Below are 26,016 nucleotides of genomic sequence, written 5' to 3'. Positions count from 1 at the left end.
GTTTATTTTGAGATTCGCCCTTCGATATTTAATATCGAAGGGTTTTTTTAACAAATAAATCGTATTTGTTAAATGTCAGATTATAAAAAAGCCGCTATTTTATTTACTTTTATCAATTCTAAAAAACTATAAAAATGAAACAATTAGTAACACTTTTAGCCGTCTTTACCATGAGTATATTGAATGCACAAAGCATTGAATCGCCTTCCGGTAAAATTGCGATTAATTTCAAATTAGCTGGAAATGGACAACCAACATATTCAGTAAATTACAAAGATAAAGCGGTCGTTCTGCAAAGCGCTTTGGGAATAAAACTAAAGGGAAAACCGGCTTTGGATGCTGGTTTTGAAAGTGTTGGTTCAAAAACAGCCACTTTCAATGAATCTTGGAAACCAGTTTTAGGAGAACAAGCCACTATTGTTAATCATTACAATGAGCTTATAATTTCTCTTATTCAAAAAGAAACCCATGTAAAAATGAATATCATTTTCAGGGCTTTTGACGAAGGAGTGGCTTTCAGATATGATTTTCCAAAACAAGCTGATTTGAATTATTTCATTATTTCTGATGAGGTTACTCAATTTAATCTGACAGAAAATAACAAAGTATTTTGGATTCCGGGGGATTTTGACAGCAATGAATATGAATATAATGAAACGAAACTTTCAGAAATTGATAACTCTAAAATAAACATGAATAATGGTATTGGAGTAAAATCCATTCCAGGAAAATATGTGGTGCAATCCCCTTTGATGATGAAATCGCCATCAGGGTTGTATCTTAATATTTTTGAAGCAGCAGTTGTCAATTATCCGGTAATGCATTTGAATGTTGATGTAAAAAATTACAAATTAAATGCACAATTAGTACCCAATGCCATTGGTGACAAAGCATATTTACAAACGCCTTGTGTTTCTCCTTGGAGAACTATCATGATAAGTAATGATGCTAGAGATATTGTAGGGTCTAAAATGATTTTAAACTTAAATGAACCATCAAAATTAGATGACACTTCTTGGGTAAAACCAATGAAATATATTGGAATTTGGTGGGAAATGCATGTTGGGAAATCAACATGGGATTATGCCGGTTCCCAAAATGCAACTAATTTTGCAGATGCACCAAAAGCGTCAGGAAAGCACGGCGCAACTACGGAGAACACCAAAAGATATATCGATTTTGCAGCCAAAAATGGTTTTGATGGAGTATTGGTAGAAGGTTGGAATGTAGGTTGGGAAGATTGGAATGGAAACTGGAAAGAAGAAGTTTTTGATTTTGTAACGCCTTACCCAGATTTTGATATTGCTGCTATTTCGGCTTACGCCAAATCAAAAAACGTTAAAATGATTATGCATCATGAGACATCAGGTTCTGTCGCTAATTACGAGCGCCATTTGGACCGTGCTTTCGAGAATATGGTGAAATACGATTATCCTGCAGTAAAATCAGGCTATGTGGGTAAAATTATTCCGCGTGGTGAATTTCATGACGGTCAAACTATGGTGAATCATTTCAATTTTGTTGCCAGACGCGCAGCAGATTATAAGTTGATGATTAATTCCCATGAATCTTCAAGACCAACAGGTTACGGAAGAACGTATCCAAATTATATTGCTGCCGAAGCGGCTCGTGGTAATGAGTTTAATGCTTGGAGTGTTGGAAATCCACCAATGCATGAAACGATATTGCCTTTTACAAGACTTTTAGGAGGACCTATGGATTATACTCCCGGAATTTTTGAAATAAAAATGAGTTATTATGACAAAAATAAAACCGAGCAAGTTCATACTACTTTAGCAAAACAATTGGCATTGTACGTGACAATGTATTCTCCGTTGCAAATGGCGGCTGATTTACTTGAAAATTATGAAAAATATCCGGATGCTTTTCAGTTTATAAAAGACGTAGCAGTAGATTGGGACGAAAGTAAATATCTTCAAGCGGAACCGGGAGATTATTTAACGATTGCTAGAAAAGCAAAAGGAAAAGAATCTTGGTTTCTAGGTGCAATCACGGATGAAAATGCCAGAAAATCGGAAATAAAGTTAGACTTTCTTACCAAAGGTAAAAAGTATAAAGCGATCATCTATGAAGATGCCAAAAATGCCGATTGGAAAAATAACCCTATCGCTTATAAAATTAAAACAATAGAAGTGACCAATAAATCAAAAATCAATTTGAATTTGGCACCAGGAGGAGGAACAGCGATTAGTTTCGAACCAATTAAATAGCCATTTCAGTTGCTAAGTTCATTTCCTGCAAGTTGTTATTAACTTGCAGGATTTTTTTTTTTTTGATTTAGATGCCAGAATACTATAATATTGACGAAATTGCGGCATAAATCAGAATAGTATAGAACTATTTAAATACTTAATGCTATAAATTATGAGAAAACTATCTTTTGTAATGCTTATTTTTTTTAATGGAATTACCCTTTTTGCACAAACCAAAGAGGAGCAAACTATCAAAGAAATTTACAAATCTTCATTAACCAATTCAAAATGTTATTCTTGGTTGGATTATTTATCCAATAAAATCGGTTCTCGTTTATCAGGTTCTGATAATGCTCAAAAAGCAGTTTTATATACTAAAGCACAACTTGAAAAACTTGGTTTAGATAAAGTCTATCTTCAAGAAGTAATGGTACCAAAATGGGTTCGAGGTGAAAAAGAAACAGCCTATATTCAAGATAAAAAGAACAAAATAAGTGTGCCAATTTGTGCTTTAGGAAGTTCTGTTGCAACCGCAAAGAGCGGACTAACTGCAGAAGTTATTGAAGTACATAGCTTAGCAGAATTAGCTACATTAGGAACAGATAAAATAAAAGGAAAAATTGTTTTTTATAATCGTCCAATGAATAATGGCGAGATAGAAGCTTTTGATGCATATTCTGGAGCGGTAGATCAAAGATACGGTGGTGCAGAAGAAGCATCAAAATTTGGTGCCGTGGGTACAATAGTGCGTTCAATGAATTTGCGATTGGATGACTTTCCTCATACTGGAAATCAAAGTTATGGTGATATACCAAAATCACAATACATTCCTACAGCAGCTATAAGTACTAACGGTGCCGAATTATTATCTAAAACTTTGAAAAACAATCCAAAATTAAAATTCTATTTCAAGCAATCGTGCCAGCAAATGGACGACGTTTTGTCTTATAACGTAGTTGGTGAAATAAAAGGAAGTGAACATCCAGAAAATATTATGGTGGTTGGCGGACATCTTGATTCTTGGGATTTAGCAGATGGTTCTCATGATGATGGCGCTGGAGTAGTACAAAGTATGGAAGTCATTAATATTTTCAAGAATTTGGGTTATAAACCAAAAAATACTATTCGTGTCGTACTTTTTATGAATGAAGAAAATGGAGGTCGAGGAGGAAAAAAATATGAAGAATTGTCAAAAACCAATAAAGAAAATCACATTTTTGCTTTAGAAAGTGATTCAGGTGGATTCAGTCCAAGAGGTTTTTCATTTGAAGCTGATGATGCTAATTTTAATAAAATAGCAAGTTGGAAAAATCTATTTGAGCCCTATTTAATACATCTTTTTGTTAAAGGACATAGTGGTTCGGATATTGGACCATTGACTTCTAAATCGATTGTAAAAGCAGGTTTAAATCCTGATTCACAACGTTATTTTGATTATCATCATGCTTTAAATGATAAATTTGATGCAATAAATAAACGAGAATTAGAGTTAGGAGCAGCAACAATGGCTTCACTGATGTATTTGATCGATCAAAACGGAATCATTAAATAATATAAATGAGTGAGCTAAATTTATTTTTTTATTTAGTATTTAAAAGAAATAGTAAATTTAGCTCCTTCATTAATTTTACTTTCTACAACAATACGGCCACCAAGACTGGTAATATGATTATAAACTAAATATAGTCCTATACCGTTACTGTCACTATGACTGTTATTATGGAATTTTTGATGTAATCCAAAAATTTTATCTTTTACTTTATCCAAATCAAAACCAAGACCCTCATCACAAAATATTAATTGATTTATTCCATTAACTGACTTAGAATAAACGGAAATAGTGGGGACCGAATCTGGTTTGGCATATTTTATTGAATTCGTCAATAAATTCAGAAAAATACTTTTTAGATAGGCTTTATTAAAATTTATGTTTTCAAGCGCTGAGAAATCAACATTAATGACCGCTTTGGAATCTTTTATTAAAGAAGTTATCGATACAAGAACATCATGTAAGGACTCGTTTAAATTTAATTCTTCAATTGAAGTAGTCAAATTTTCATTTTGAGACAGTGTTTTTATAGAGTCATTTAAAGTTTCTTTTAAATTTTCCGTGGTAATTTTAAGTATTTCTACAAATTCAAGCGTTTCCGGATCATTAATTTTAGAAACATCTATAAGACCGAAAATGGAAAGTAAATTGTTAATAGGAGACTTTAAATCATGTGACGTTTTATGTGTTAAAAGCTTGAGATCCTTATTGATTTTTGTAATATTGGAAAGAAGTAAATTTCGTTCCTCTTCAATTCTTTTTTTATCCGTAATATTTTTTGCGATCGCATAAACTAACCGCTCGTTTTCTACAGGCATTGATGTCCAAGATAACCAAACAATTTCTCCAGCTTTCGTTAAATACCGATTTTCAAAATTTAATAGTGGTTTATTTTTATATACTTGTTCTCGAGTTTCAATCGTGGCTTTAAGATCTGGTGCGTATACAAAATCAGTTATAGGTTTAGAATATAGTTCCTCATCACTATACCCTAATAATTTTGAAACTGCAGGATTAATTCTTTTAAAATATCCATCAAATCCTGCAATACAAATAAAATCGGCTGAAATCTTAAAGAAATTATCAAAGTGATATATTCCCTCTAAATCAGGATTTAAATTGCTGTTTTTAGTCATTTTGCTTAATAAAATTTATATATGTGATTTCGAGCTAGTATAAAGTTTTGTACTTATTTAATTAATACTTAAAGATTAAACAAACAATTTAAATCAAAATTAGACAATATAAATTATAATATTGTTAATTTTCATTAGAAACCTAGGATAAAAATTTGAAAGAATAATATTATTTAATAATAAGAAAATGATTTTTAAAAAAAAGGCCGTCAATTTTGTTGACAGCCTTTTTTTATGCGATTTTAATTAATTTAGATTTTAAAAATCCCTCCCAAGGCAATTATTCTTTGAAAAAAGAAAAAGTCTTGGGAAGCGCTGTCTTCTATGCTTTGAGTAGTTCTAATGTCTTGCATATTAATATAACCTGCTTTTAATTCACCTTGAACATAAAAATGTTTTAAGAAAGTGATATTTAAACCTGCTTTTAAAGAGGTTCCATAACCTGATATATGAAAATCATCATGACGTGGTTTCCCTAAAAGTGTTGTATTTGTTTTTGGATACAATAATCCAACTCCTACACCTTCAGTCAAATTGATTTGAATCTTATCAGTATTTTCAATTTTGAATAATGACGAAATATCATCATGCCTCGAAAACTCTGTGTTTACATAATTCAATCCATCTGTATGTTCGTACAATAAAAACTTCTCCGTAACAATAGTAGGAGTATTGCTGTAAGTACCATTGTAATCTGATCCCGAATCGGTTGATGGAAGACTGATTGTTCCGGTCATATTGACGGTCTGGTTTTGTGTCAATACATATTTCATATGATCCATTCCAATAGCAATACTGTAATGGTCATTAATGAAATATCCCATTCTAAAATTTGTTTGAGGGATAGTCATTTTAGTAGGATTTATATAATCTACGTGCCAGCCTTTTGGTTTGTCATGAGCGATTGCATTATCAAGAGTGAAATTGTAATCTTTCCCTGTAAAAGTTATGTCAGACTTACTGTAAGAATCTCGGTTTCCTCCCCAGGAGATAAAGAATTTTCCTTTATTGTTGTCAGTATATCTATCTTTTATTTTAAGTTGTTCTTGAGCTACAATATTTTTCGAAAAACACAGTGAAAAATATGCAGAAAATATAATTATATTTTTCAACGAATTTTTATTTAATTTAAAATTGATTTACGGTTTTTCTGATCGCAACTAACTTGGTCATTAATCCTTCAAAATAGTCTAAATGCAGCATATTTGCCCCGTCACTTTTTGCATTAGCGGGATCAAAATGTGTCTCTATAAAAATCCCATCCACGCCTACAGCAATTCCGGCTTTGGCAATTGTTTCAATCATATCAGGTCTTCCGCCTGTAACTCCAGCCGTTTGGTTGGGTTGTTGTAACGAATGTGTTACATCAAGAACCGTAGTCGCATATTGTTGCATGGTAGGAATTCCTCTAAAATCAACAATCATGTCTTGGTAGCCAAACATAGTTCCACGATCCGTAACCATTACGTTTTGATTATTACAATCCAAAACTTTTTGCACGGCATGTTTCATGCTTTCAGGACTCATGAATTGCCCTTTTTTCAAGTTTACCACTTTTCCAGTATTGGCAGCTGCCACAACTAAATCAGTTTGGCGAACAAGAAAAGCAGGGATTTGCAGAATATCAACATATTGCGCAGCCATTTCTGCATCTTCATTGGTATGAATATCTGTTACGGTTGGAACACTAAAAGATTCTGATACTTTTCTCAGTATTTTCAATGCTTTTTCGTCTCCAATTCCAGAAAAACTGTCAATTCTAGAACGATTAGCTTTCTTGAAAGAACCTTTAAAAACAAAAGGAATTTCCAGTTTATCAGTAATACCTATTAATTTTTCAGCAATACGCATTGCCATTTCTTCACCTTCAATAGCGCAAGGTCCAGCCAGTAAAAAAAAGTTACCACTTTCAGTATGTTTGATTTGTGGAATATGTTGTATGTTCATAGTAGTTATTTTTGAAAGTGCAAAGGTAGTTAGGATTTGCGATTTACAAATTAATTTAGATTATTATTATCGAGTATTAGGAGCTGATTCCTTCTATCCGTTTCAATCTTTTCCTTTTTAAAGAAAAAAAGAAAAGGATTTTCACTTCTAGAAGGGCTACGGCAGTGGTCTATATTTTAATTTTTCTTTAAACTTAGACCCACTGGAACCATTAAAATTCCTTTTTCGTAAATATTCAAATAGAGATTTACAGGTTTTTTTTGTCCATCCCATTTTAGTTCATAAACGTCTAAAAATCCAGCACCTAATTCAGTTCTTTTCGAGGGGAAAGGACAACAGCTTTCTAATTTTGTATACGTGATTTTTTCGCCTTTTGGTCCTGCTAAAGCATTCAAAAATCGTTGTTGATTAATGGAGTCTTCTTTAGTATTTCTATAAAAAATATTGATGGGATAATCTTGATTGTAGCCGTATTTTTTGTCTTTGCTGTATTCTGTGATTACAAATGTATTGTCTTTTGATATCATAAGAGCAGGAGCGTTATCGTCTATGTTTTTCAAGGTAGATTTTGTACTCATGCAAGAAGCGGTAACAATCAGTATTGCCATATAAAGTGCGGTTTTTTTCATAGTTTTCTTTATTTTCTTGCTTTTTGGAGCAGATTATATTTTTTTGTTATTCTAGGTGTTTGAAAATAATAATGTTAATTTTTAGTACAAATATATACAGAACTTTAAACGGTTTTGCTACTTCAAACAACAATTGTGCCTTAATTGTGATATTTATAAAAAGCATAATCCTTATTTTTACAAAAAAAAGAATCTATATGAATATTATTTTTCAGACTTGGCCTTGGTATGTTTCAGGGTTTTTGATAGGAATGATTATGCTTTCTCTTATCTATTTCGGGAAAGCTTTTGGGATGTCATCTAATTTGCGTTCCTTATGCTCTATAGCAGGAGCAGGGAAATATGTTTCTTTCTTTAATTTCGATTGGAAATCGCAACGGTGGAATTTACTGGTTGTTTTAGGGGCCATGTTGGGTGGCTTTGTAGCTGTACATTTTATGAATGATCCCTCGAATGTCGACATAAATCCAAAAACTATCGCTCAGTTAGCACAATTAGGAATTGACGCACCAAACGGAAAACTTATGCCGGAAGCACTATTTGGAGCACAAATTTGGCAATCTCCAAAAAGTATTCTTATCCTATTAATTGGAGGAATTCTAATTGGATTTGGAACCCGTTATGCAGGTGGTTGTACATCAGGTCATGCCATATCTGGTTTGAGTAATTTGCAACTTCCTTCTTTGAAAGCTGTTATCGGATTTTTTATTGGAGGTTTAATCATGGCACATTTTTTATTACCATTAATTTTTTAGAATATGAACATATTAAAATATTTACTTGTTGGCTTTGTTTTCGGAATTGTACTTACAAAATCAGAAGCAGTTTCCTGGTATCGCATTTATGAGATGTTTCAATTTCAATCGTTTCACATGTACGGAATTATTTCTGTAGCAATTGCAACGGGTGTGATTGGCATTCAAATTATAAAAAGAAACAATATAAAAGACATAAAAGGACAACCAATAGAAATTCTTGATAAAGAAAAAGGTTCTTTCCGTTATTGGATAGGAGGAATATTTTTTGGACTAGGATGGGCGCTTGTAGGTTCTTGTCCAGGACCTATCTTCATCCTGCTTGGCGCTGGTTTCTGGAGTGTTCTACTAGTGCTTTTTGGCGCTTTATTGGGTACTTTTATTTATGGAGTATTGAAAGATAAATTGCCTCATTAATCATTCTGAATTGACATTTAAAATAGCATTTTCTAAAAAAAGGAAGATGCTATTTTTTTTTGTTCAGTTTTAAAATACCAACAACGATTAAATACTGTGCTGCTATATACGTGGACATAATCAGGAAAGAACTAAATTTAAGGGGTTCATAAAACTTATCAAAAGCCATGATACTATCAGAACTTACAAAAAGAACTGCACCTAGTAAAATATACATTCCAGCAGGTTTGCTCCATTTCAAATAGCCTTTAAATGCAAATAAAAGCATAGTTGACAGCACTATAGCATAGACAAAGACAGGAATTTTTAGATCACCCAAACTTGGTAATAAAACGGATAACATAGCCATTAAATAGACTATTATCACTGTAATGCCCACCCAAAAAACAGCTTTGTTTCTTGTTGAATTTATTCTTAATTGTTTGCTGAACAAAATGATGTAAGCAATATGGGAGATTAGAAAGGAAGCCAATCCAACAATAAAGTACATCTGACCTTTGTCCGCAAACATTAAAACTACATCACCAATCCAAGAAAAAGTCAAGGCTATTAATAGGAATTTTTTTGATGGAAAATCTCCGCAAGTGTAAACGGCTAAAAAAAGAAAAGGAATCAAAAAAGGTTTTAAGAACCAATAAATTTCCTCTCTTTCTAAAATAATTAATAAAAGATAAACGAAACTAATTCCTATATAGGCTTTGAATGATAAGGTACTTCTCATGAATTATTTTTAGGATTATGCTAAAACTGCTTTTTCTTTTTCGAAATTTACACTTACAAAGTAGAGCGTGGCTATTAAGGATAACGTGAGATATCCAATAATGATATAATTTGCGTACGGGAAAAGCTGATTCATTGAAAACCAGTCACCAAAATAAGCGATAATGGAAATTCCAAAAATAAATCGGATGCTTTCCCAAAATATTGAAATCTTTCGAGTATCCATCAATTCAGTATAACTGTAAACAGTGACAAAGATGAAGGCTCCATATACAAATACATTTGGTAAACCAATTATGGCAATAGAATTATAGAGATAAGTAATAAATAATAAAGTAATTATGGCTTGAAACATTGACCAAATCATTAGTTTTTTAGAGTGATTTGTGCCGTATTTTTCAAAATCATATACGTTCGTGATTTTGTGTACTGGGTATTTTTCTTCAAAATTTTCTGGACGCCAACCGGTTGGTTTAAACCAAATGGTGAATTTGTCTTTCCAATTTTCGGCACGCCAAGCATCGGTTATCATTAACCATAAATGTTGAAAGTTTATTCGAATGGGATTCCAGGTTTTCGCAGGTCTCGTGATTCCAAAAACAGGAGGAACCGTTTCTAACTCTTCCTGAAAAGTTCCAAACAACTTGTCCCAAATTATAAATATTTGAGAATGGTTTTTATCCATATATTCTGGATTGATAGCATGATGTACCCTGTGATGTGATGGTGAAACGAGTATGTTTTCAAGAAAACCGATTTTTTTTATGTGTTTCGTATGATACCAAAATTGAAGAAATAGATGTACAGGAAGCGTAATTGCAATGACTTTAGACGGAACGCCCAGCAACGCTGCAGGAATCAATAAAAAGGTAAATAAATTAACAAAACTCGATACTGGCTGACGCAAAGCGCACGCTAAGTTAAACTCTTCACTGCTGTGATCAATAGCATGTTTGTTCCATAAAAAATTAATTTGATGTGACAAGCGATGACTCCAATACCCATAGAAATCGATAGCTATAAAACCAATTATATAAGCCATGATGGTAGCCTCCAAATGGAAAATTGCAATTTTTGAAGCAATCCAATCATAGGATATTAGGGTAATACTAAGTCCCAAGACATCCTTCACAGAATTGACCATTCCTGAACTTACGCTCGAAATAGAATCCATATTAGGAGCCGTGTTTTCTCCTTTATAATGTCCATAAAGTTTTTCTAATATAATTAATATTAAAAAAATGGGCATGACAAACACTAAAATTTTACCGTATTCTACCATATAAGTCTAATATTTTTTCAAATATATAATAAAACTATATGTTTTTTAAATTATAGTGAATAATTTTGCAAAAGGCTAATTGTTTTAGTTTTGGTTACACAATTTCTGCACTCAATCCTGCTTCGAGTAATTGACTGCATTGCGGTTTTAGTTTGTCATAAGGACCCGTTTTTACCGTACATTTTCCATTATAATGCACAATTAAAGAACATTGTTCTGCTTGTTCGGCCGTGTGTTGGCAAACACGTATAAGAGTATCTATTACGTGATCAAAAGTATTTACATCATCATTATAAACTACAATTTCGTTATTTATTGATGTAACTTCTTTCTTGCTGACTTTTTCTCTTACTTTTTCTTTGGTACTCATTTTTATATTATTGGGGTCTAAATAAAAATACAGTTTGATTTATCTTTTCCTAAAAACACAAAATATAAAATTTTGTATAGTTTCAAAAGGCGTTTTGTGATCTTCGTTAATGCATTTTAATTTTTCAAATTCTTTCTGAAATTGATTTTCTAAAGTTGTTTCGGTGTACTGTTTTATCTCAAGTCCGCTACATTTGCTAGGACCTTCATCAGAAAATGTGCCAATAATTAAATATCCGCTAATCCATTTTTGAGCTATTTTGACATATTGATTTATCTGATCCTCTGTGGTCAAGAAATGAAAGGTAGCCCGGTCATGCCAAATATCATAAGTGGTGTCAGGTTCAAATTCAGTGATATCTGAAACGATCCATGTAACCCTGTCAGCTTTATCTCCCAAACGAATTTTAGCTCGTTCTAACGCGCTGGCCGAAATGTCTAAAACAGTTAAATTTTCGTAACCTTGTTCTAATAGAAAATCAACTAGTTTACTGTCGCCACCTCCAATATCAATAATTTTTGCCGATTTATCCAAATTGGTTTCTCGGATAAAATCAAGAGAAGTTTGAGGTTTTTCTTGTGTCCAACTTACTTCATTTGGCTGTTTAGTTTCATAAACAGTTTCCCAATGATTTTTTCTACTAATTTCCATCTATCTGATATTCAATACTAAATTACGTATTTTAAAGAAACCCAATTATTTTTTTGGAACTTTTTAACATAATGTAGACCTTTTTCCGTACAACAAGCGTCTATAAACGGGATGTCTTCTTCATAAAAACCGCTTAATAAAAGAGTTCCTTTTGGATTCAAACAATCCACATAGCTTTGCATGTCGTTCAACAAAATATTTCTGTTAATATTTGCTATAATTAGATCGTATTTTTTGCCTTTCAATAGAGATGCATCTCCTTCATAAACTGTAATGTGTTTACAATTATTGCGTTCCGCATTTTCTATAGAATTCAAATAACACCAATTATCGATGTCAATGGCGTCAATTGGTTGCGCTCCTTTCATTTCGGCAAGAATAGCCAAAATTGCCGTTCCGCACCCCATATCAAGGGTTTTCATCCCATTAACATCGATTTCTAATAAATGCTGAATCATCATGTGTGTAGTCTCGTGATGACCAGTTCCAAAACTCATTTTTGGTTCGATTACAATATCAAATTCGGCATCAGTTTTTGGATGAAAAGGCGCACGAACATGGCAATTTCCTTCAACATCTATAGGTTCAAAATTCTTTTCCCATTCCTCATTCCAATTCACTTGTTCGATTTCCTCAAAAGTATAGTCGATTTTAAATTCCTCAGATTGCAAAATGTAAATATTGTCGAGAATAGTTTCATCCCATAAATCTTTTTGCACAAAAGCAGAAATACCAGTTTCCGTTTCTGTAAAACTTTCAAATGCTTTTTCGCCTAATTCGGCAATTAATATTTCCGAACCTAGTTCTTTTGGTTCGATGGTAAAATGATAACCTATATATATGTTTGACATGTTTATTTTTTTTGCAAAGGTAGTATTATCTATTTCTATTGGATACTGAAAACCAAAAAAAAAGAGGTTCGAATAATTTCAAACCTCTCTTTAAACTTTATTTAATTTTTTTAAATAGCATTTACAATAGCCATGAAATCATCAGCTTTTAGTGCGGCTCCACCTATAAGACCTCCGTCTACATCTGGTTTCGAGAAAATTTCTTTCGCATTTTCAGGTTTAACGCTTCCACCATATAGAATTGATACATCTTCAGCAATATCACTTCCAAAAGCTTTACGAACTGTTTCTCTAATGAATTCATGCATTTCTTGAGCTTGTTCTGGAGAAGCAGTTTCTCCTGTTCCTATAGCCCATACTGGTTCATACGCCAAAACTATATTTCCCCAATCGGATGCTTCAATACTAAATAAACCATCTTTTAATTGATTTTCAACAATATTAAAATGATTCTTAGATTGACGGTCTTTTAATTCTTCGCCAAAACAAAAGATAATGGTCATGTCATGTTCCAAAGCTGAATTTACTTTACTGGCAATTAATGCATCTGTTTCATTAAAAATAGCTCTTCGTTCTGAATGCCCAAGAATTACGATGTTTACACCTACACTTTGCAACATATCAGCAGAAATTTCACCGGTAAAAGCGCCACTTTCCGCTTGATGCATATTTTGGGCAGCCACATCAATGTTTGTAAATTCCAAATGATCAACAGCAGAAGCCAAATTAACAAAAGTAGGAGCTACTATTACTTGTGCTATAGTTTCCGTTGGTATTTTAGCGATTAGCTCATTCAATAGATCTTCAGTTTGCTCTGCATTTTTATGCATTTTCCAGTTTCCTGCTACAATCTTCTTTCTCATCTTAGTTCTTATTATATTTAGTTTTTAGTTTTTTTAACAGTAAAAATGGAATTTATTTTTTACTTAAGCACCGATATTGACTTTCTTATTTCAATTTTTTTAACGTTTCATTTATTTTGTCAAAATCAGTTTCTATGGCACGATATAAAACAATTTTCCCTGTTTTGTCTAAAATAATATATCTTGGAATCCAATCTAAATCTATAGCTTTTCCAAATACTCCTTTCATTTGATCATTTGCCATGAAGTGATCGCCTTTTAATTCGTGTTTTTCAACACCCATTTTCCATTTGTCAGCTGCTTTGTCCATAGAAATGAAAACATAAGCAACGTTAGGATTATTTGCTTGTAATTCTTTAATTTTAGGCATTGCTTTTACACAATCACCGCACCATGAAGCCCAAACTTCTATTACAAGCGTTTTTCCTTTATATTTTTTTATGATATTCTTAAAAGCAACTTGACTTCCATCAGGAGATAATAATGTTTCTGATAATGCCTTTTTTGAGAATTTTGTCTTTTGTTGCGCATTGGTACATGAAAATGTTGCGATAACAATTAATAAAGCGAATATTTTTTTCATTTGTTTATAATTTTAGTAAAGTTAGAAAAAGAAATGGAATGAGATATATAGAATATCGAATTTTGAAAGCAGAATCTCAAAACCCACAAAATAATATCGTTATAGTTAATAAAAAAACTGATAATCTTTATTTTACAGTTGTTTACTATTGTTCCCCACTGAAGCAATAAGCAGTAGCGGATATTTACTTTAATTTTATTTTTGGAGGCAATAAAAAAAAGTTTAAGGTTTAAAGAGATGGGAGCTTTAAACCTTAAACTGAAAAAATTTTACAATTTCAAGGCTTGAATATCGTTATAATGTACTTTTTGCAAAATCGTTCCGTGATTCAAAATCACAATGCTTGGATTAGCTCTTTCAATAGTTTTCAAAGGGATAGCATCACAAAAATAAAAATCAAAAGTATATCCGAATTGTTTGTTTGTTTTAGCAATATCTTCTGGAGTTGAAGCCGTCATACCGATTACTTTATACCCTTTTGCTTTAGCATCTAAATTCAGCTTTTCTAGTTTTAATAAACCCGCTTTGTCCGCATTAATTAAATCATAGGCGACAATCATTAGCAATTTTGGTTCTTGCAAAAATTCATCTTTATAATCAGAACCGTCTTTTGTCATAGCAAAATCATGAATTGGAGGAACGTAACCTTCTGTAATTACCTTGTCTTTTCTATCTACAAAAGTCGCTCCAGCCGGAATATTCATTAAATCCTTCTCTGTAAATTCCTTGTCAACGCCGTTTACTTTATAGATAAAAACCATTTCTACTACACTTTTTGGCGCACCATCCGGAATTCTCATTCCTTTTTGGATATTGTTTCCCACTTTAAATGGTCGAAAATCAATAAATGGCAAATGGTTTAAAACCCAATACCCCATAAAGGCACAGGCAGCTATGCTTGCAAACGCTAGGATGTTTTGCGTGGTATTTCCAAATAAAGGTTTGACTAATTTTCTGTTGAAAAACAAGATTAGGATGAAAAACAACAAAACCACATCTTTAGTGAAGGATTGCCATGGGGTAAGATGTAAGGCATCACCAAAACAACCACAATCTTTTACGACATCAAAATAAGCCGAATAAAAAGTTAAGAATGTGAAAAATACAATCAGTAATAACAAACTCCAAATCGTGAATTTAGATTTGTAACCAATGAGCAACATAATACCCAAAACCACTTCCACGGTCACTAAAAATAAGGCTAGGACCAATGCGAACGGCTCCAAAAAAGGCATGTTGAAAACAGGTTCACTAAAATATTCTGCCAGTTTATAAGAGAACCCAAGCGGATCATTTAACTTTATTAATCCCGAAATAATGAATAAGATTCCAACGAAAATTCTTGAAAATTGAGTAATTATATTTTTCATATTTTTATTTTTGATTACTAAAACCCATTAAAATTAAAGCAAAAACAGCATAATTTATCATATCTTGATAATTAGCGTCAATTCCTTCGGAAACCAAAGTTTTTCCCTTATTATCTTCAATTTGTTTAACACGAAGTAGTTTTTGCAAAATAAGATCAGTAAGTGAACTGACACGCATTTCGCGCCAAGCTTCCCCATAATCATGATTTTTATCCAGCATTAAATCTTTGGTTAGTTTTATTTTTGCATCGTACAATTCGGTTGCTTTCGCAACATCTAAATCAGGTTGATCCACAACACCTAATTCTAATTGAATTAGAGCCATTATCGAATAATTGATAATGCCGATGAATTCTCCTGCTTCATCTTCATCAATTTTACGAACTTCATTTTCTTGTAAGCTTCTGATTCTCTGTGCTTTTATGTAAATTTGATCCGTCAATGAAGGCAATCTCAAAATACGCCATGCACATCCATAATCTTTCATTTTGTTGATAAATAATGTGCGACAGATCGCAATCACAGAATCATATTCCTTTGACGTATTCTTCATTATTGGTGTATATTTGTCTAAAATTTCCTCAAAAATAAGGATAAATTTTGATTGAAGAATGTAGATTAACGATTTTTGATTGCAGAAGTTTTTAAACTGAATACTAGGAGAGAATATCGAATGTTAATTAATGTTCCGAAGCGTCGGGGTTGAATACAGAAGTTTTTGAAACTCGAGACTGCGACTGAAAACTGAAAACTTAAAAAAATAATGACTGTTAATTGCAAAGCACAACTCATTGACTTATCAACTCCCAAAGTAATGGGAATTTTGAACGTTACACCCAACTCTTTTTTTGATGGTGGAAAATATAAAAATGAAAACGAAATACTTTCTCAAGTCGAAATAATGATAACCGAAGGTGCTAGCTTCATTGATATTGGTGCCTATTCCAGTAAACCTAATGCAGAGTTTGTATCAGAAGAAGAGGAGATTTCAAGATTAATTCCTTCGATTGATTTGATTCTAAAACATTTTCCTGAAACGATTCTTTCGATAGATACTTTTAGAAGCGAAGTGGCCAAAGCCAGTATCGAAAGTGGCGCGGGCATCATCAATGATATTTCGGCAGGACATTTAGATGATAAAATGTTGGCGGTAATTGGTAAATATAATGTTCCTTACATTATGATGCACATGAGAGGAACACCGCAAACCATGCAAGCCTTAACGGATTATGATGATATTGTAGAAGAAATGTTGCTTTATTTTTCGGAACGAATTGCAAAAGCCAGAAGTTTTGGAATCAATGATTTAATAATCGATCCCGGTTTTGGCTTTGCCAAAACGATGGATCAAAATTACGAAGTTTTTGAAAAAATAGAATTGTTTAATATGCTTGAGTTGCCGCTTCTGGTTGGAATTTCAAGAAAATCAATGATTTATAAAACATTAAATACTAGTATTGAAGAAGCCTTAAACGGAACCACAATATTAAATACCATAGCATTAACAAAGGGTGCAAAAATTCTTCGTGTTCACGATGTAAAAGAAGCAATTCAGTGTGTAACTTTATATAATAAAATCAATTCATAAATATGAAATACTTTAGCCTGATTGTTCTTTTTATAGTTGTTTCTTGCGGAAACAAAGAAGATATTCTATTGCCGAAATCGAATACAACTATTGTCAAAAATGTCGAAGATCATTCGCCAATCTATATTTTTTTTAGAACAAAAGAAAAAGATACTTTGGCCGAAGTAAACCGTAAAAATGAAATTATTTCTACCAATTGGATTTTTAATATCGACAAACGTTTGCCATTGCGATTAGTGATTCCGGAAGTGATGAAATTACAGGAAAAAAAACGCGCTGAAAAAGCACACAAAAATGAAAAGGCCGAAAATTATTATTCCTATGCGGACACCATTGGCAAAAACTTAGCTTTTATCCTATTTACAAAAGTGTTTTACAAATTGGAAAAACCTTTTTCAGGGAATCCTACTGTTTACTTTTATAAAGACAAAATCAAAGTGAATGATGTTTTGGTGCTTAAAAAAGAATTACAAAATTATTTGAACAATATGTTTGTTGAGAATGATGTAAAAATTATTTTGTGTTTTGATAAGAACGACAGCTACGGATCTTATCTTCAGAATAAAATTTTTATTAGAAATTTGGTACATACCAAGAAAGGAATCCGATTTGATGAAAATAAAGAATTTTTCTACTAACTAGAAGATTCTTGTTTAGAAAAAGGAATATTTACAAAAAAAAAATCTTACTTCCTTTTATAAAGAGAGTAAGACTTTTTTATACGATTAAAGATAATAAATTATTCTTAGTAGCCTCCGCCAGTACTTCCACCTGTTGTAGCGCCCTTAAGCAGTTGACCTCGTATTTCTCCACCGCTAAATGTAGAACTATGTATATTAACATAATACATGTCTGCCTTAAGATCTGCTTCCTGTGCTGTAGTTAAGGCGATACTTGTGTAGTTGATAGGTGAGGTTAAACTAGTAAAAGGAAATACTACTGAACCGTTAGTTCCAGCCGCTCCCATGTGTATATGCCCAGCTGCTGCCGCTGCAAGAGTATGAGTAACTGTAATTGTAAATATCTTTGTCGTATTATTAAAAGAAAGCGTGGCTGTTCCACTTGCAGTTGAATTGTTTGCAGGAACCTCGTTTGCGCCATTTAATGTAGCAGTAAAAGTAGTTATGCTTGGACCTGAGTTTGAATTGTTGTCACTACAAGAAGTGATAACCAATACAAAAAATGAAAGTGCGAATAATCTAATTAAATTTTTCATAGGATATAAAAATAAAGATTAAAAAAATGAAAGAGCATTGTTCATAATTTTTTTTTAACTATTTGTAATACATAGTCTTAAAAATTTACTATCCTTGTAAATTTAGGAATTTTCTTTTAAAAGGCAACTTATTTTTCAATACTTTTTTTAAAACAAGGTTTGATATTTTTAAGGAAGGCAATATTTTAAATTTTGCCTGCTGCAAAGCACCAACTCTTGCAAAAGGAATAAATTATCTTTTTTTGAAAAAGATTTGAGATAGGGAAGTTATATTGAAGACAAAGTATTTCTAAAATCTATTGATGATGATACGGTTCATTCCTCAAAATTGTAAATCCACGATACAATTGTTCAATAAAAAACAAACGCACCATTTGGTGTGAAAAGGTCATAAGTGATAGAGAAATTTTGCCGTTTGCTTTGGCATATAATGTTTCCGAGAATCCGTAAGGACCACCAATTACAAAAACCAAAGTTTTAACGCCTGAGTTCATTTTCTTTTGCAATTCTTCAGAAAAGCCGACGCTGGAATAGTTTTTACCGTTTTCGTCCAACAAAATAAGTTGGTCTGTAGGAGTGATTTTTGATAAAATTAATTCGCCTTCCTTCTCTTTCTGCTGACTTTCAGATAAGTTTTTTACGTTTTTTATATCAGGAATAATATCCAGATCAAACTTGATATAAAAAGACAAACGTTTGGTATAATCGTCGATTAATGTTTGTAAAGCTTTGTTATCGGTTTTACCAATGGCAACCAGTTTGATGTTCATTTTCTAGTGTTTCAAAAACGTAAAGATAGAAAATTTCAGAAGTTTAACGCGATTGGCTTTAAACGGAATGGCACTGGACTTATTCAAGTTTAAAAAATATTTTCAATTTTCAGTTGAATTCTGGTCGATTTATTTGTTAAGTAATGAAGTTTTCGTAACACTAAAATGGATAAAAAACAGGAATTATTTTACTTCAATGGTTTCTATAATCAGTTCAAAAGTTTCGCGTTTTTTATTCCCAATCAAAAATGCAATTTCTTCTAAATTTGAACCATCATAATTCGGAATTTCTAATTTACGACCTCTAAAAGCAGGATATAACGACATAATAGGAATGTCAATGGTTTGCCAGTCTCCTGAAGTTTTAAAGTGATAGACATACGAATGGGAATCATCTCGATGGGTCTTGACTCTAAATTGGTATTCTTTACCGTCTCCTTTAAGACGGATAGAAATGTGCTTACTTTGTTCTAAAGCAATTGCAGCAAAAGCAAATTTAACAGCACAAAACCCACCATTATTTTCTAATGACACCTCACCTTCAAATACGCCATTTCCTTCGGCATTCAGATATAATTTACTTTGTGATTTTCCTCCCATCACAGCATCATTGACAACTTTCCAGTGACTTAGATCACTTTTGGAACTAAATTCAAAAATCAATAACGGATTCATTAGCGTTTTTTTCAAAAATAAATTTAAAATTTCTATTTCGGCAATGGTGCGCCGACAGCAATATCGCATCTATGGTTGGTTTGACCGTGTGGTGGATTCATTCCCTCTGGTGTAGGAGTTGCTTCAGCTGGAGTAGCTGCAGTAGTTATGGTTGTGGCAGGCGCTGGAGCGTTTTGATTCGGCTTTGTAACCGCTGGAGCGTTCAATGGCGCTCCAACTGCAATGTCGCAGCGGTGTCCAGGTTGTCCGTGTGCCGGATTCATTCCTTTCGCAACAGTACTGATAGTTGATGGAGCAACAGTATTTGTCGTTACTGGATCAATAGTGGCGGGTTGTTGCTGGTTGCTAGTCTGAGATTGATTCTTCATTTGTCTTCCAACTTCAGTAAAAGGAACTACATTTGTGGTAGTTGTGTCGTTTTGTTGTTCTGCTTCATTTTTGCAAGAAGTCGTTAGTATAGTTAATGCAAAAAGTAGATTGATAAAATTTTTCATAATAAAGGATTTAAATTACTACACTCAAATATAAGACTTTAAATAGTAAACACCTAACTATTGCAATTGATTTTGGGGCATCAATCTTATTCGCAAAATCATTTAGTAAAGGAAACTATGGGAATTCTTTTTTGCAAACTGTTTCAAAATTTACTAATGTAGTTATTTATGAAGAGTAGAATCAGTGCTTCTTTTTTTTTCAAAAGAACCCCACCTACAAATTTTCAAATCCACAAAATATATTCTACTTTAGCATACTATTAAATTTCCTATAAAATGATTAGCGAAGCACAGTTCGAAAACGAGTTACAATTAATAATAAAAAACGCCATTCGCGAAGATGTTGGTCCGGGAGATTACAGTTCTTTGGCCTGTATTCCTGCAACTGCAAGCGGAAAAGCAAAGTTGCTTGTAAAAGAAGATGGTATTATTGCCGGTGTGGCTTTCGCCAAAATGGTTTTTGCGTACGTCGATCCAAATTTGGAAATCGAAATTTTTATAAAAGATGGAACGCCAGTTAAAAAAGGTGATATTATTTTGCATGTTTCGGGAAGTTCACAATCCATTTTAAAAGCCGAAAGAGTAGTTTTGAATTCGATGCAAAGAATGTCAGCCATTGCAACCAAAACCAAAGAATACGTTCAGTTATTGGAAGGAACCCATACTAAAATTCTCGATACACGCAAAACAACTCCGGGATTCCGTGCATGTGAAAAATGGGCAGTGAAAATTGGCGGAGGCGAAAACCACCGTTTTGCTTTGTATGATATGGTAATGCTCAAGGACAATCACAACGATTTTGCGGGTGGAATTACTTTGGCCATAGCCAAAACTAAAGCCTATCTCAAAGAAAATAATTTGGATTTAAAAATAATTGTCGAAGCCAGAAACCTAGACGAAATAAAAGAAATCCTGAAAAGCGAAGGTATTTTTAGAATCCTGATAGACAATTTCAATTATGAAGATACAAAAAAGGCAGTAGCCTTAATTGGCACCAAATGCTTAACGGAATCCTCAGGGAATATCAATGAAAAAACGATTCGTCATTATGCGGAATGTGGTGTTAATTATATTTCATCAGGTGCTTTGACGCATTCCGTTTACAATATGGACTTAAGTCTAAAAGCGATTTAAATTATGTCCGAAGAAATAGAAATAAAACTCGAAAAAGTTCCGGTAATCAGGAATTTAGTTCATGTACTGAAACGGATAAAGCTGTCTTGGCTACAAGGAATGTCTTTATATGACTTATTAGAATTGTACGGATTGGGAATTCTGGAAAGCGCTTTGACTTATCATGCAAGCGCTATTGCCTTTAGTTTTTTTATGGCATTATTTCCTTTTGCACTATTTATACTAAATCTTATTCCATACATTCCTATTGAAGGTTTTCAAAGTGATTTTCTTCAATTTGTAAGACAAGGAGTCCCACCTAATACGTATGATGCCATTTATAAAATCATTAATGATATTCTCCATAACAGTCATTCCGGATTGCTTTCATCAGGATTTATTCTGTCTATTTTCCTTATGGCAAATGGATTGAATGGAATTCTTGGAGGTTTTGAATCCTCCCGCCACGTACTCATCAAAAGGGGATTTATTCATCAATACATAGTCGCATTAGGCATGTCGTTATTGTTGTCATTGCTTTTAATCGTAACTATTTCAACGATAGTAGTTTTCGAGGTATTTATTCAAAAAACAGTTTTTAGCGATGTCAATCAACTGATTGTTTTGGGGAGATATGCATTCGTAATTCTGATGATATTAGCGACCACCTCCATACTTTTTAAGTTTGGCACAACACATGATAAAAACAGGGCATTTATCTCGATAGGTTCAGTATTCACAACTATCTTGATTCTTTTGGATTCCTACGGTTTTGGGATTTGGGTGATACGATTCTCAAAATATAATGAATTATATGGGTCGATTGGTACATTATTAATTCTAATGTTTTACATTTGGATCAACTGTATGATATTACTTCTGGGATTTGAATTAAACGCTACAGTAAATAAATTAAAAATTAAAAAAGAAGGTTAAATTTAAGGAGCTAATTCCTGCTATTCGTTACAATCTTTTCCTTTAAAAAAAGGAAAAGGATTTTCACTGCTATCAGGGCTAAAAAAAAACAAAATTATGAAAAACAACATTTTAATTATTGCAGCATTATTTTTTACAACTATTTTTTATAGTCAAAATCAAACCGTTGTTGGAAAATGGAAAACTATTGACGACGAAACCGGTAAAGCAAAATCAATTGTAGAAATTTATGAGAAATCGGGAAAAATCTACGGGAAAGTAATTGAGATTTTAGATGTGGCTCATAAGAATAACGTATGTCAAGATTGTGCCGGAGAGGATAAAAATAAACCAATTCTTGGGTTGGTCATTATAAAAGGATTAAAAAAAGATGGGGATGAATATACTAATGGAAAAATATTAGACCCTAAAAACGGAAAAATGTATAAATGTTTAATGACATTAGAATCAAAAGATAAACTGAAAGTACGTGGTTTTATTGGATTTTCATTATTTGGAAGAACACAATATTGGTCTAGAGTTAAAAACTAGGTCCTATTGTTTCAGGTTTCAAGTTTCAAGTTTTGTAACTGGAATAAGAGACTTAAAACCTGAAACTTTAAACTATTTAAATTAAAAGAATGTATTTCGTCGAAGTAATTTTACCGCTTTCCCTTGCCAAAACCTTTACTTATAGCATCTCAGAAGCCGAATTCCATTATATAAAAAAAGGAATGCGCGTGGCAGTTCCATTTGGTAAAAGTAAAATCTACACGGCTTTAGTTATCGAAATTCACCAAAACAAACCTGAATTATACGAAGCTAAAGAAATTCACCAAATCCTTGACGAAAAACCCATTGTAACAGAAATCCAAATCTTACATTGGCAATGGATTGCTTCGTACTATATGTGTGCCATCGGTGACGTTTATCGCGGTGCAATGCCTAGCGCACTTTTGCTGGAAAGCGAAACCGTAATTTCTCAAAAACAAGATTTATTTGTAGATGAAAGCCTGCTTTCGGATGATGAATATCTAATTTATCAGGCTTTACAACAACAAAGTTCACTCAAAGTCCAAGACATCATTTCAATTTTAAACAAGAAAAATATCTTTCCAGTCATTCAAAAATTGATTGACAAAAATATATTGGTGCTTGAGGAAGAAATGCTGGAAACCTATAAACCAAAATTAGTTCGCTACGTACGGTTGCATTCTAAATATGATTCAAATGCCGGTTTAAGTCAATTACTTGAGACACTCAAAAGTGCCAATAAACAAAAGGAAATTGTCTTGAATTATTTTCAACTTAGCGCTGTGGAAAAGAAGCCAATAACGGTAAAAAAACTGGTAGAGGCAGCTAATTCTTCGGCAGCTATTGTAAAAGCATTGATTGAAAAAGAAATATTTGAGGACTATTTTATACAGGAAGACCGCGTCAATTTTACAGGAAAAACCAGAGAAGGTCAATTGCAGTTAAGTCCTGCACAACAAATCGCTTTTGATGAAATCAAAGAAAGTTTTATTCAAAAAGAAGTTTGCCTTTTACATGGCGTAACATCCAGTGGTAAAACGGAAATTTATATCAAACTCATCGAAGAATATATCGATTCAGGAAAGCAAGTACTGTATTTACTTCCTGAAATTGCTTTGACGACTCAATTAGTGGGAAGGTTAAGGACTTATTTTGGCAATAAAGTAGCGGTTTTTCATTCGAAATATAATAATAACGAGCGCGTGGAAGTTTGGAATCAAGTTTTAGAAAATTCCGAAAAAGCGCAAGTGGTAATAGGAGCGAGGTCGGCCTTATTTTTGCCATTTCATAATTTGGGATTCATAATTGTAGATGAAGAACACGAGCAAACGTTCAAGCAAGTAGATCCTGCACCTCGTTATCATGCACGCGATGCAGCCATAGTTTTGGCACATTCACATCAAGCAAAAGTGTTATTGGGTTCTGCAACACCTAGCTTAGAAACCTATTTCAATGCTAAGTCTGGAAAATTTGGATTAGTCGAAATCTCGGAGCGATTTGGAAACGTCATGATGCCAAATATCGAATTGGTAGATTTAAAAGACAAATATTTTCGCAAGAAAATGACCGGGCATTTCAGCGATACTTTAATTGACGAAATCACAACAGCTTTGTCCTTAGGGGAACAAGTGATTTTGTTTCAAAACAGGAGAGGTTATTCTCCCATCATCGAATGCATGACTTGTGGTCATGTGCCCCATTGTCAGCAATGTGATGTGAGTTTGACGTACCATAAGCATAAAGATCAATTGCGTTGTCATTATTGCGGATATTCCATGGCAAAACCAACGCATTGTCATTCTTGTTCCAGTGTTGATTTGGCTACAAAAGGTTTTGGAACTGAACAAATCGAACAAGAACTAATTGCTATTTTTCCAACTGCAAAAACGGGAAGGATGGATCAGGATACAACAAGAGGGAAATTTGGTTTTGAGAAAATAATCGATAGTTTCAAGAATAGAGAAATTGATATTCTTGTGGGAACGCAAATGCTTGCCAAAGGATTAGATTTTGATAATGTAACTTTGGTAGGGATTATGAATGCGGATAATATGCTGTATCATCCAGATTTCAGAGCTTTTGAAAGAAGTTTCCAAATGATGACGCAAGTGGCCGGTCGTGCAGGACGCTCAGAAAAACAAGGAAAAGTGATTATCCAAACCTATAATCCAAATCACAATACCATTCAGCAGGTAACCACTACAGATTATGTAGGAATGTTTAAGGAACAGTTGTATGACAGACAGATTTATAAATACCCTCCATATTTTAGAATTGTTAAACTAACGCTTAAACAACGTGATTTTGATAAGTTAAAGGAAGGATCTATGTGGTTGTATCAAGTGATGAGCCAAAACCTAAATATGCCTGTTTTAGGACCTGAAGAACCAGCAATCAGTAGGATCAGGAATGAATTTATACGGACGATAATTATTAAAATTCCGCAGGAAATTTCTATTTTAAACACAAAAAAAACTATTCAAAAGATTCTGAATAGTTTTGAAGCCGTGCCTCAATATAGAGCTGTGAAGGTTACGTTAAACGTTGATTTTTATTAAAAGTAGTTTTTTATGCAAATGATAGCGCTTTAACTAAATCTTCTTTTTTGTTTCTGCTTAAAGGGATTTTAGTGACTCCAATTTCGGCAAATTTGCTGTTAAAACGTTCTACTTTGTCGATATTGATAATATATGATTTATGAACACGTATGAATTTTTCTTTAGATAAATCATTTTCAAAGGATTTCATTGTAGAAAGTACTAAATTACTATCTTCTTCAGTAACTACTCTTACATAGTCACCAAAAGCTTCTATCCATTTAATTTTAGAAGTAAAAATTTTCAATTTTTTTAGATTACTTTTAATAAAAATATGTTCTCCTTCTTCTTCCTTGTTTTCTTTTTTAAGTAAATATTGATCCATTGCTCTTCTAACCGAGGCGTTGAATCGATCGATTGCAATTGGTTTTTGCAAATAATCAGTCGCATCATAATCAAATGCTTTCATCGCATATTCTGCCTTAGAAGTAATGAAAATTATTTGCGGTTTTATTTTTAAACCATCTAAAAAATCAAAACCACTTATAACTGGCATTTCAATATCCAGAAATATTAAATCTACGTTGTGTACCGACATGCAACTCCTAGCTTCGATTGCATTCGAAAAATCCCCAATTAAATGTAAGTTTGTATGGTTATTTACTAACTTTGCGATAATCATTCTTTGAATGGAACTATCATCAACTACTACGCAATTAAGTTTCATAATTTTTTATTTTAGATTTGGATTAGTAAATTTAACATTAAATTATTAAAAAAACTAATATGAAACGTTTTTTTTCGCCGTTTGACGATTAAAGTAAAATAAGGCTTGTTT

General features: G+C 32.8%; 27 protein-coding genes and 1 pseudogene. 10 read left to right on the top strand and 18 right to left on the bottom strand.

The window, feature by feature from the left end:
• Positions 1-134: 134 nt before the first annotated feature.
• A complete protein-coding gene (locus IWX84_RS04970) occupies positions 135-2,231 on the top strand; it encodes a glycoside hydrolase family 97 protein (RefSeq protein WP_196849647.1) in 2,097 nt (698 codons plus the stop codon).
• Positions 2,232-2,385: 154 nt separating this feature from the next.
• Entirely contained in the window at positions 2,386-3,765 is a 1,380-nt protein-coding gene (locus tag IWX84_RS04965) for a M20/M25/M40 family metallo-hydrolase (protein WP_196849646.1), read from the top strand.
• Positions 3,766-3,797: 32 nt separating this feature from the next.
• Here IWX84_RS04965 and IWX84_RS04960 read toward each other — a convergent pair whose 3' ends face one another.
• The 4 genes from IWX84_RS04960 to IWX84_RS04945 all read right to left on the bottom strand — a co-directional run bounded on the left by IWX84_RS04960 (position 3,798) and on the right by IWX84_RS04945 (position 7,474).
• Entirely contained in the window at positions 3,798-4,898 is a 1,101-nt protein-coding gene (locus IWX84_RS04960) for a PAS domain-containing sensor histidine kinase (RefSeq protein WP_196849645.1), read from the bottom strand.
• A gap of 251 nt (positions 4,899-5,149) precedes the next feature.
• Positions 5,150-6,010, bottom strand: a complete 861-nt coding sequence (locus IWX84_RS04955) for a hypothetical protein (RefSeq protein ID WP_196849644.1) — start codon at positions 6,008-6,010, stop codon at positions 5,150-5,152.
• Between the two features lie 16 nt (positions 6,011-6,026).
• Positions 6,027-6,845 (bottom strand): 3-deoxy-8-phosphooctulonate synthase, encoded by an 819-nt coding sequence (gene kdsA, locus IWX84_RS04950; RefSeq protein ID WP_196849643.1) that lies wholly within the window; start codon positions 6,843-6,845, stop codon positions 6,027-6,029.
• 176 nt (positions 6,846-7,021) lie between these two features.
• A complete protein-coding gene (locus IWX84_RS04945) occupies positions 7,022-7,474 on the bottom strand; it encodes a 2-dehydro-3-deoxyphosphooctonate aldolase (RefSeq protein WP_196849642.1) in 453 nt (150 codons plus the stop codon).
• Positions 7,475-7,671: 197 nt separating this feature from the next.
• On the opposite strand from IWX84_RS04945, the gene IWX84_RS04940 reads away from it, so the two are divergent.
• Complete coding sequence (locus IWX84_RS04940; RefSeq protein WP_196849641.1) at positions 7,672-8,229, top strand: YeeE/YedE family protein; 558 nt, start codon at positions 7,672-7,674, stop codon at positions 8,227-8,229.
• A gap of 3 nt (positions 8,230-8,232) precedes the next feature.
• Complete coding sequence (locus IWX84_RS04935) at positions 8,233-8,646, top strand: DUF6691 family protein (protein WP_196849640.1); 414 nt, start codon at positions 8,233-8,235, stop codon at positions 8,644-8,646.
• A 49-nt stretch (positions 8,647-8,695) separates the two neighbouring features.
• Here the strand turns inward: IWX84_RS04935 and IWX84_RS04930 are convergent, their stop codons facing one another.
• From IWX84_RS04930 to IWX84_RS04890, 9 genes are all read right to left on the bottom strand, one after another.
• Positions 8,696-9,367: a lysoplasmalogenase gene (locus IWX84_RS04930; RefSeq protein WP_196849639.1), complete on the bottom strand. Its 672-nt coding sequence runs from the start codon at positions 9,365-9,367 to the stop codon at positions 8,696-8,698.
• A gap of 15 nt (positions 9,368-9,382) precedes the next feature.
• Positions 9,383-10,648, bottom strand: coding sequence for a sterol desaturase family protein (locus IWX84_RS04925; RefSeq protein WP_196849638.1), 1,266 nt, complete (start codon positions 10,646-10,648; stop codon positions 9,383-9,385).
• A 94-nt stretch (positions 10,649-10,742) separates the two neighbouring features.
• Positions 10,743-11,018 carry an ATP-dependent Clp protease adaptor ClpS gene (locus IWX84_RS04920; RefSeq protein ID WP_196849637.1) on the bottom strand — a complete coding sequence of 92 codons (276 nt, stop codon included), beginning with the start codon at positions 11,016-11,018 and terminating at the stop codon, positions 10,743-10,745.
• 39 nt (positions 11,019-11,057) lie between these two features.
• The gene (locus IWX84_RS04915; RefSeq protein WP_196849636.1) at positions 11,058-11,669 is read right to left on the bottom strand and encodes a class I SAM-dependent methyltransferase; all 612 of its coding nucleotides are present in this window, start codon (positions 11,667-11,669) and stop codon (positions 11,058-11,060) included.
• A 17-nt stretch (positions 11,670-11,686) separates the two neighbouring features.
• On the bottom strand, positions 11,687-12,520 hold the full coding sequence (gene prmA, locus IWX84_RS04910; protein WP_196849635.1) for a 50S ribosomal protein L11 methyltransferase: 834 nt from the start codon (positions 12,518-12,520) through the stop codon (positions 11,687-11,689).
• Between the two features lie 110 nt (positions 12,521-12,630).
• The gene (gene tpiA, locus IWX84_RS04905) at positions 12,631-13,383 is read right to left on the bottom strand and encodes a triose-phosphate isomerase (protein WP_196849634.1); all 753 of its coding nucleotides are present in this window, start codon (positions 13,381-13,383) and stop codon (positions 12,631-12,633) included.
• Positions 13,384-13,468: 85 nt separating this feature from the next.
• Positions 13,469-13,966 carry a TlpA family protein disulfide reductase gene (locus tag IWX84_RS04900; RefSeq protein WP_196849633.1) on the bottom strand — a complete coding sequence of 166 codons (498 nt, stop codon included), beginning with the start codon at positions 13,964-13,966 and terminating at the stop codon, positions 13,469-13,471.
• Positions 13,967-14,235: 269 nt separating this feature from the next.
• Positions 14,236-15,336: a BT_3928 family protein gene (locus tag IWX84_RS04895; RefSeq protein ID WP_196849632.1), complete on the bottom strand. Its 1,101-nt coding sequence runs from the start codon at positions 15,334-15,336 to the stop codon at positions 14,236-14,238.
• A 4-nt stretch (positions 15,337-15,340) separates the two neighbouring features.
• Complete coding sequence (locus IWX84_RS04890; RefSeq protein ID WP_196849631.1) at positions 15,341-15,889, bottom strand: DUF1599 domain-containing protein; 549 nt, start codon at positions 15,887-15,889, stop codon at positions 15,341-15,343.
• Positions 15,890-16,099: 210 nt separating this feature from the next.
• On the opposite strand from IWX84_RS04890, the gene folP reads away from it, so the two are divergent.
• Together folP and IWX84_RS04880 are read left to right on the top strand one after the other, a co-directional pair.
• Positions 16,100-16,924 carry a dihydropteroate synthase gene (gene folP / locus IWX84_RS04885; RefSeq protein ID WP_196849630.1) on the top strand — a complete coding sequence of 275 codons (825 nt, stop codon included), beginning with the start codon at positions 16,100-16,102 and terminating at the stop codon, positions 16,922-16,924.
• Between the two features lie 2 nt (positions 16,925-16,926).
• On the top strand, positions 16,927-17,562 hold the full coding sequence (locus tag IWX84_RS04880; RefSeq protein ID WP_196849629.1) for a hypothetical protein: 636 nt from the start codon (positions 16,927-16,929) through the stop codon (positions 17,560-17,562).
• Positions 17,563-17,669: 107 nt separating this feature from the next.
• Here IWX84_RS04880 and IWX84_RS04875 read toward each other — a convergent pair whose 3' ends face one another.
• The 4 genes and pseudogenes from IWX84_RS04875 to IWX84_RS15535 all read right to left on the bottom strand — a co-directional run.
• Positions 17,670-18,140: a CHRD domain-containing protein gene (locus tag IWX84_RS04875; protein ID WP_196849628.1), complete on the bottom strand. Its 471-nt coding sequence runs from the start codon at positions 18,138-18,140 to the stop codon at positions 17,670-17,672.
• A 296-nt stretch (positions 18,141-18,436) separates the two neighbouring features.
• Positions 18,437-18,910 (bottom strand): 23S rRNA (pseudouridine(1915)-N(3))-methyltransferase RlmH, encoded by a 474-nt coding sequence (rlmH, locus tag IWX84_RS04870; RefSeq protein ID WP_196849627.1) that lies wholly within the window; start codon positions 18,908-18,910, stop codon positions 18,437-18,439.
• A 183-nt stretch (positions 18,911-19,093) separates the two neighbouring features.
• The gene (locus IWX84_RS04865) at positions 19,094-19,600 is read right to left on the bottom strand and encodes a CIA30 family protein (RefSeq protein ID WP_231385415.1); all 507 of its coding nucleotides are present in this window, start codon (positions 19,598-19,600) and stop codon (positions 19,094-19,096) included.
• A 17-nt stretch (positions 19,601-19,617) separates the two neighbouring features.
• Positions 19,618-19,845, bottom strand: a pseudogene (locus tag IWX84_RS15535) (hypothetical protein); the annotation flags it as partial.
• 510 nt (positions 19,846-20,355) lie between these two features.
• Here IWX84_RS15535 and nadC point away from each other — a divergent pair.
• The 4 genes from nadC to priA all read left to right on the top strand — a co-directional run bounded on the left by nadC (position 20,356) and on the right by priA (position 25,199).
• On the top strand, positions 20,356-21,213 hold the full coding sequence (gene nadC, locus IWX84_RS04855; protein WP_196849625.1) for a carboxylating nicotinate-nucleotide diphosphorylase: 858 nt from the start codon (positions 20,356-20,358) through the stop codon (positions 21,211-21,213).
• A 3-nt stretch (positions 21,214-21,216) separates the two neighbouring features.
• Complete coding sequence (locus tag IWX84_RS04850; RefSeq protein ID WP_196849624.1) at positions 21,217-22,128, top strand: YihY/virulence factor BrkB family protein; 912 nt, start codon at positions 21,217-21,219, stop codon at positions 22,126-22,128.
• 96 nt (positions 22,129-22,224) lie between these two features.
• On the top strand, positions 22,225-22,659 hold the full coding sequence (locus IWX84_RS04845; protein WP_196849623.1) for a DUF2147 domain-containing protein: 435 nt from the start codon (positions 22,225-22,227) through the stop codon (positions 22,657-22,659).
• An 89-nt stretch (positions 22,660-22,748) separates the two neighbouring features.
• The gene (gene priA / locus IWX84_RS04840) at positions 22,749-25,199 is read left to right on the top strand and encodes a primosomal protein N' (protein ID WP_196849622.1); all 2,451 of its coding nucleotides are present in this window, start codon (positions 22,749-22,751) and stop codon (positions 25,197-25,199) included.
• A gap of 10 nt (positions 25,200-25,209) precedes the next feature.
• On the opposite strand, the gene IWX84_RS04835 is transcribed toward priA, so the two are convergent.
• Positions 25,210-25,905, bottom strand: coding sequence for a LytR/AlgR family response regulator transcription factor (locus tag IWX84_RS04835; RefSeq protein ID WP_196849621.1), 696 nt, complete (start codon positions 25,903-25,905; stop codon positions 25,210-25,212).
• Positions 25,906-26,016 lie beyond the last annotated feature (111 nt).

This window comes from Flavobacterium sp. CG_9.10, from assembly GCF_015752245.1.
Classification (GTDB): Bacteria; Bacteroidota; Bacteroidia; order Flavobacteriales; family Flavobacteriaceae; genus Flavobacterium.
This window is presented reverse-complemented; position numbering and strand designations above follow the sequence as displayed.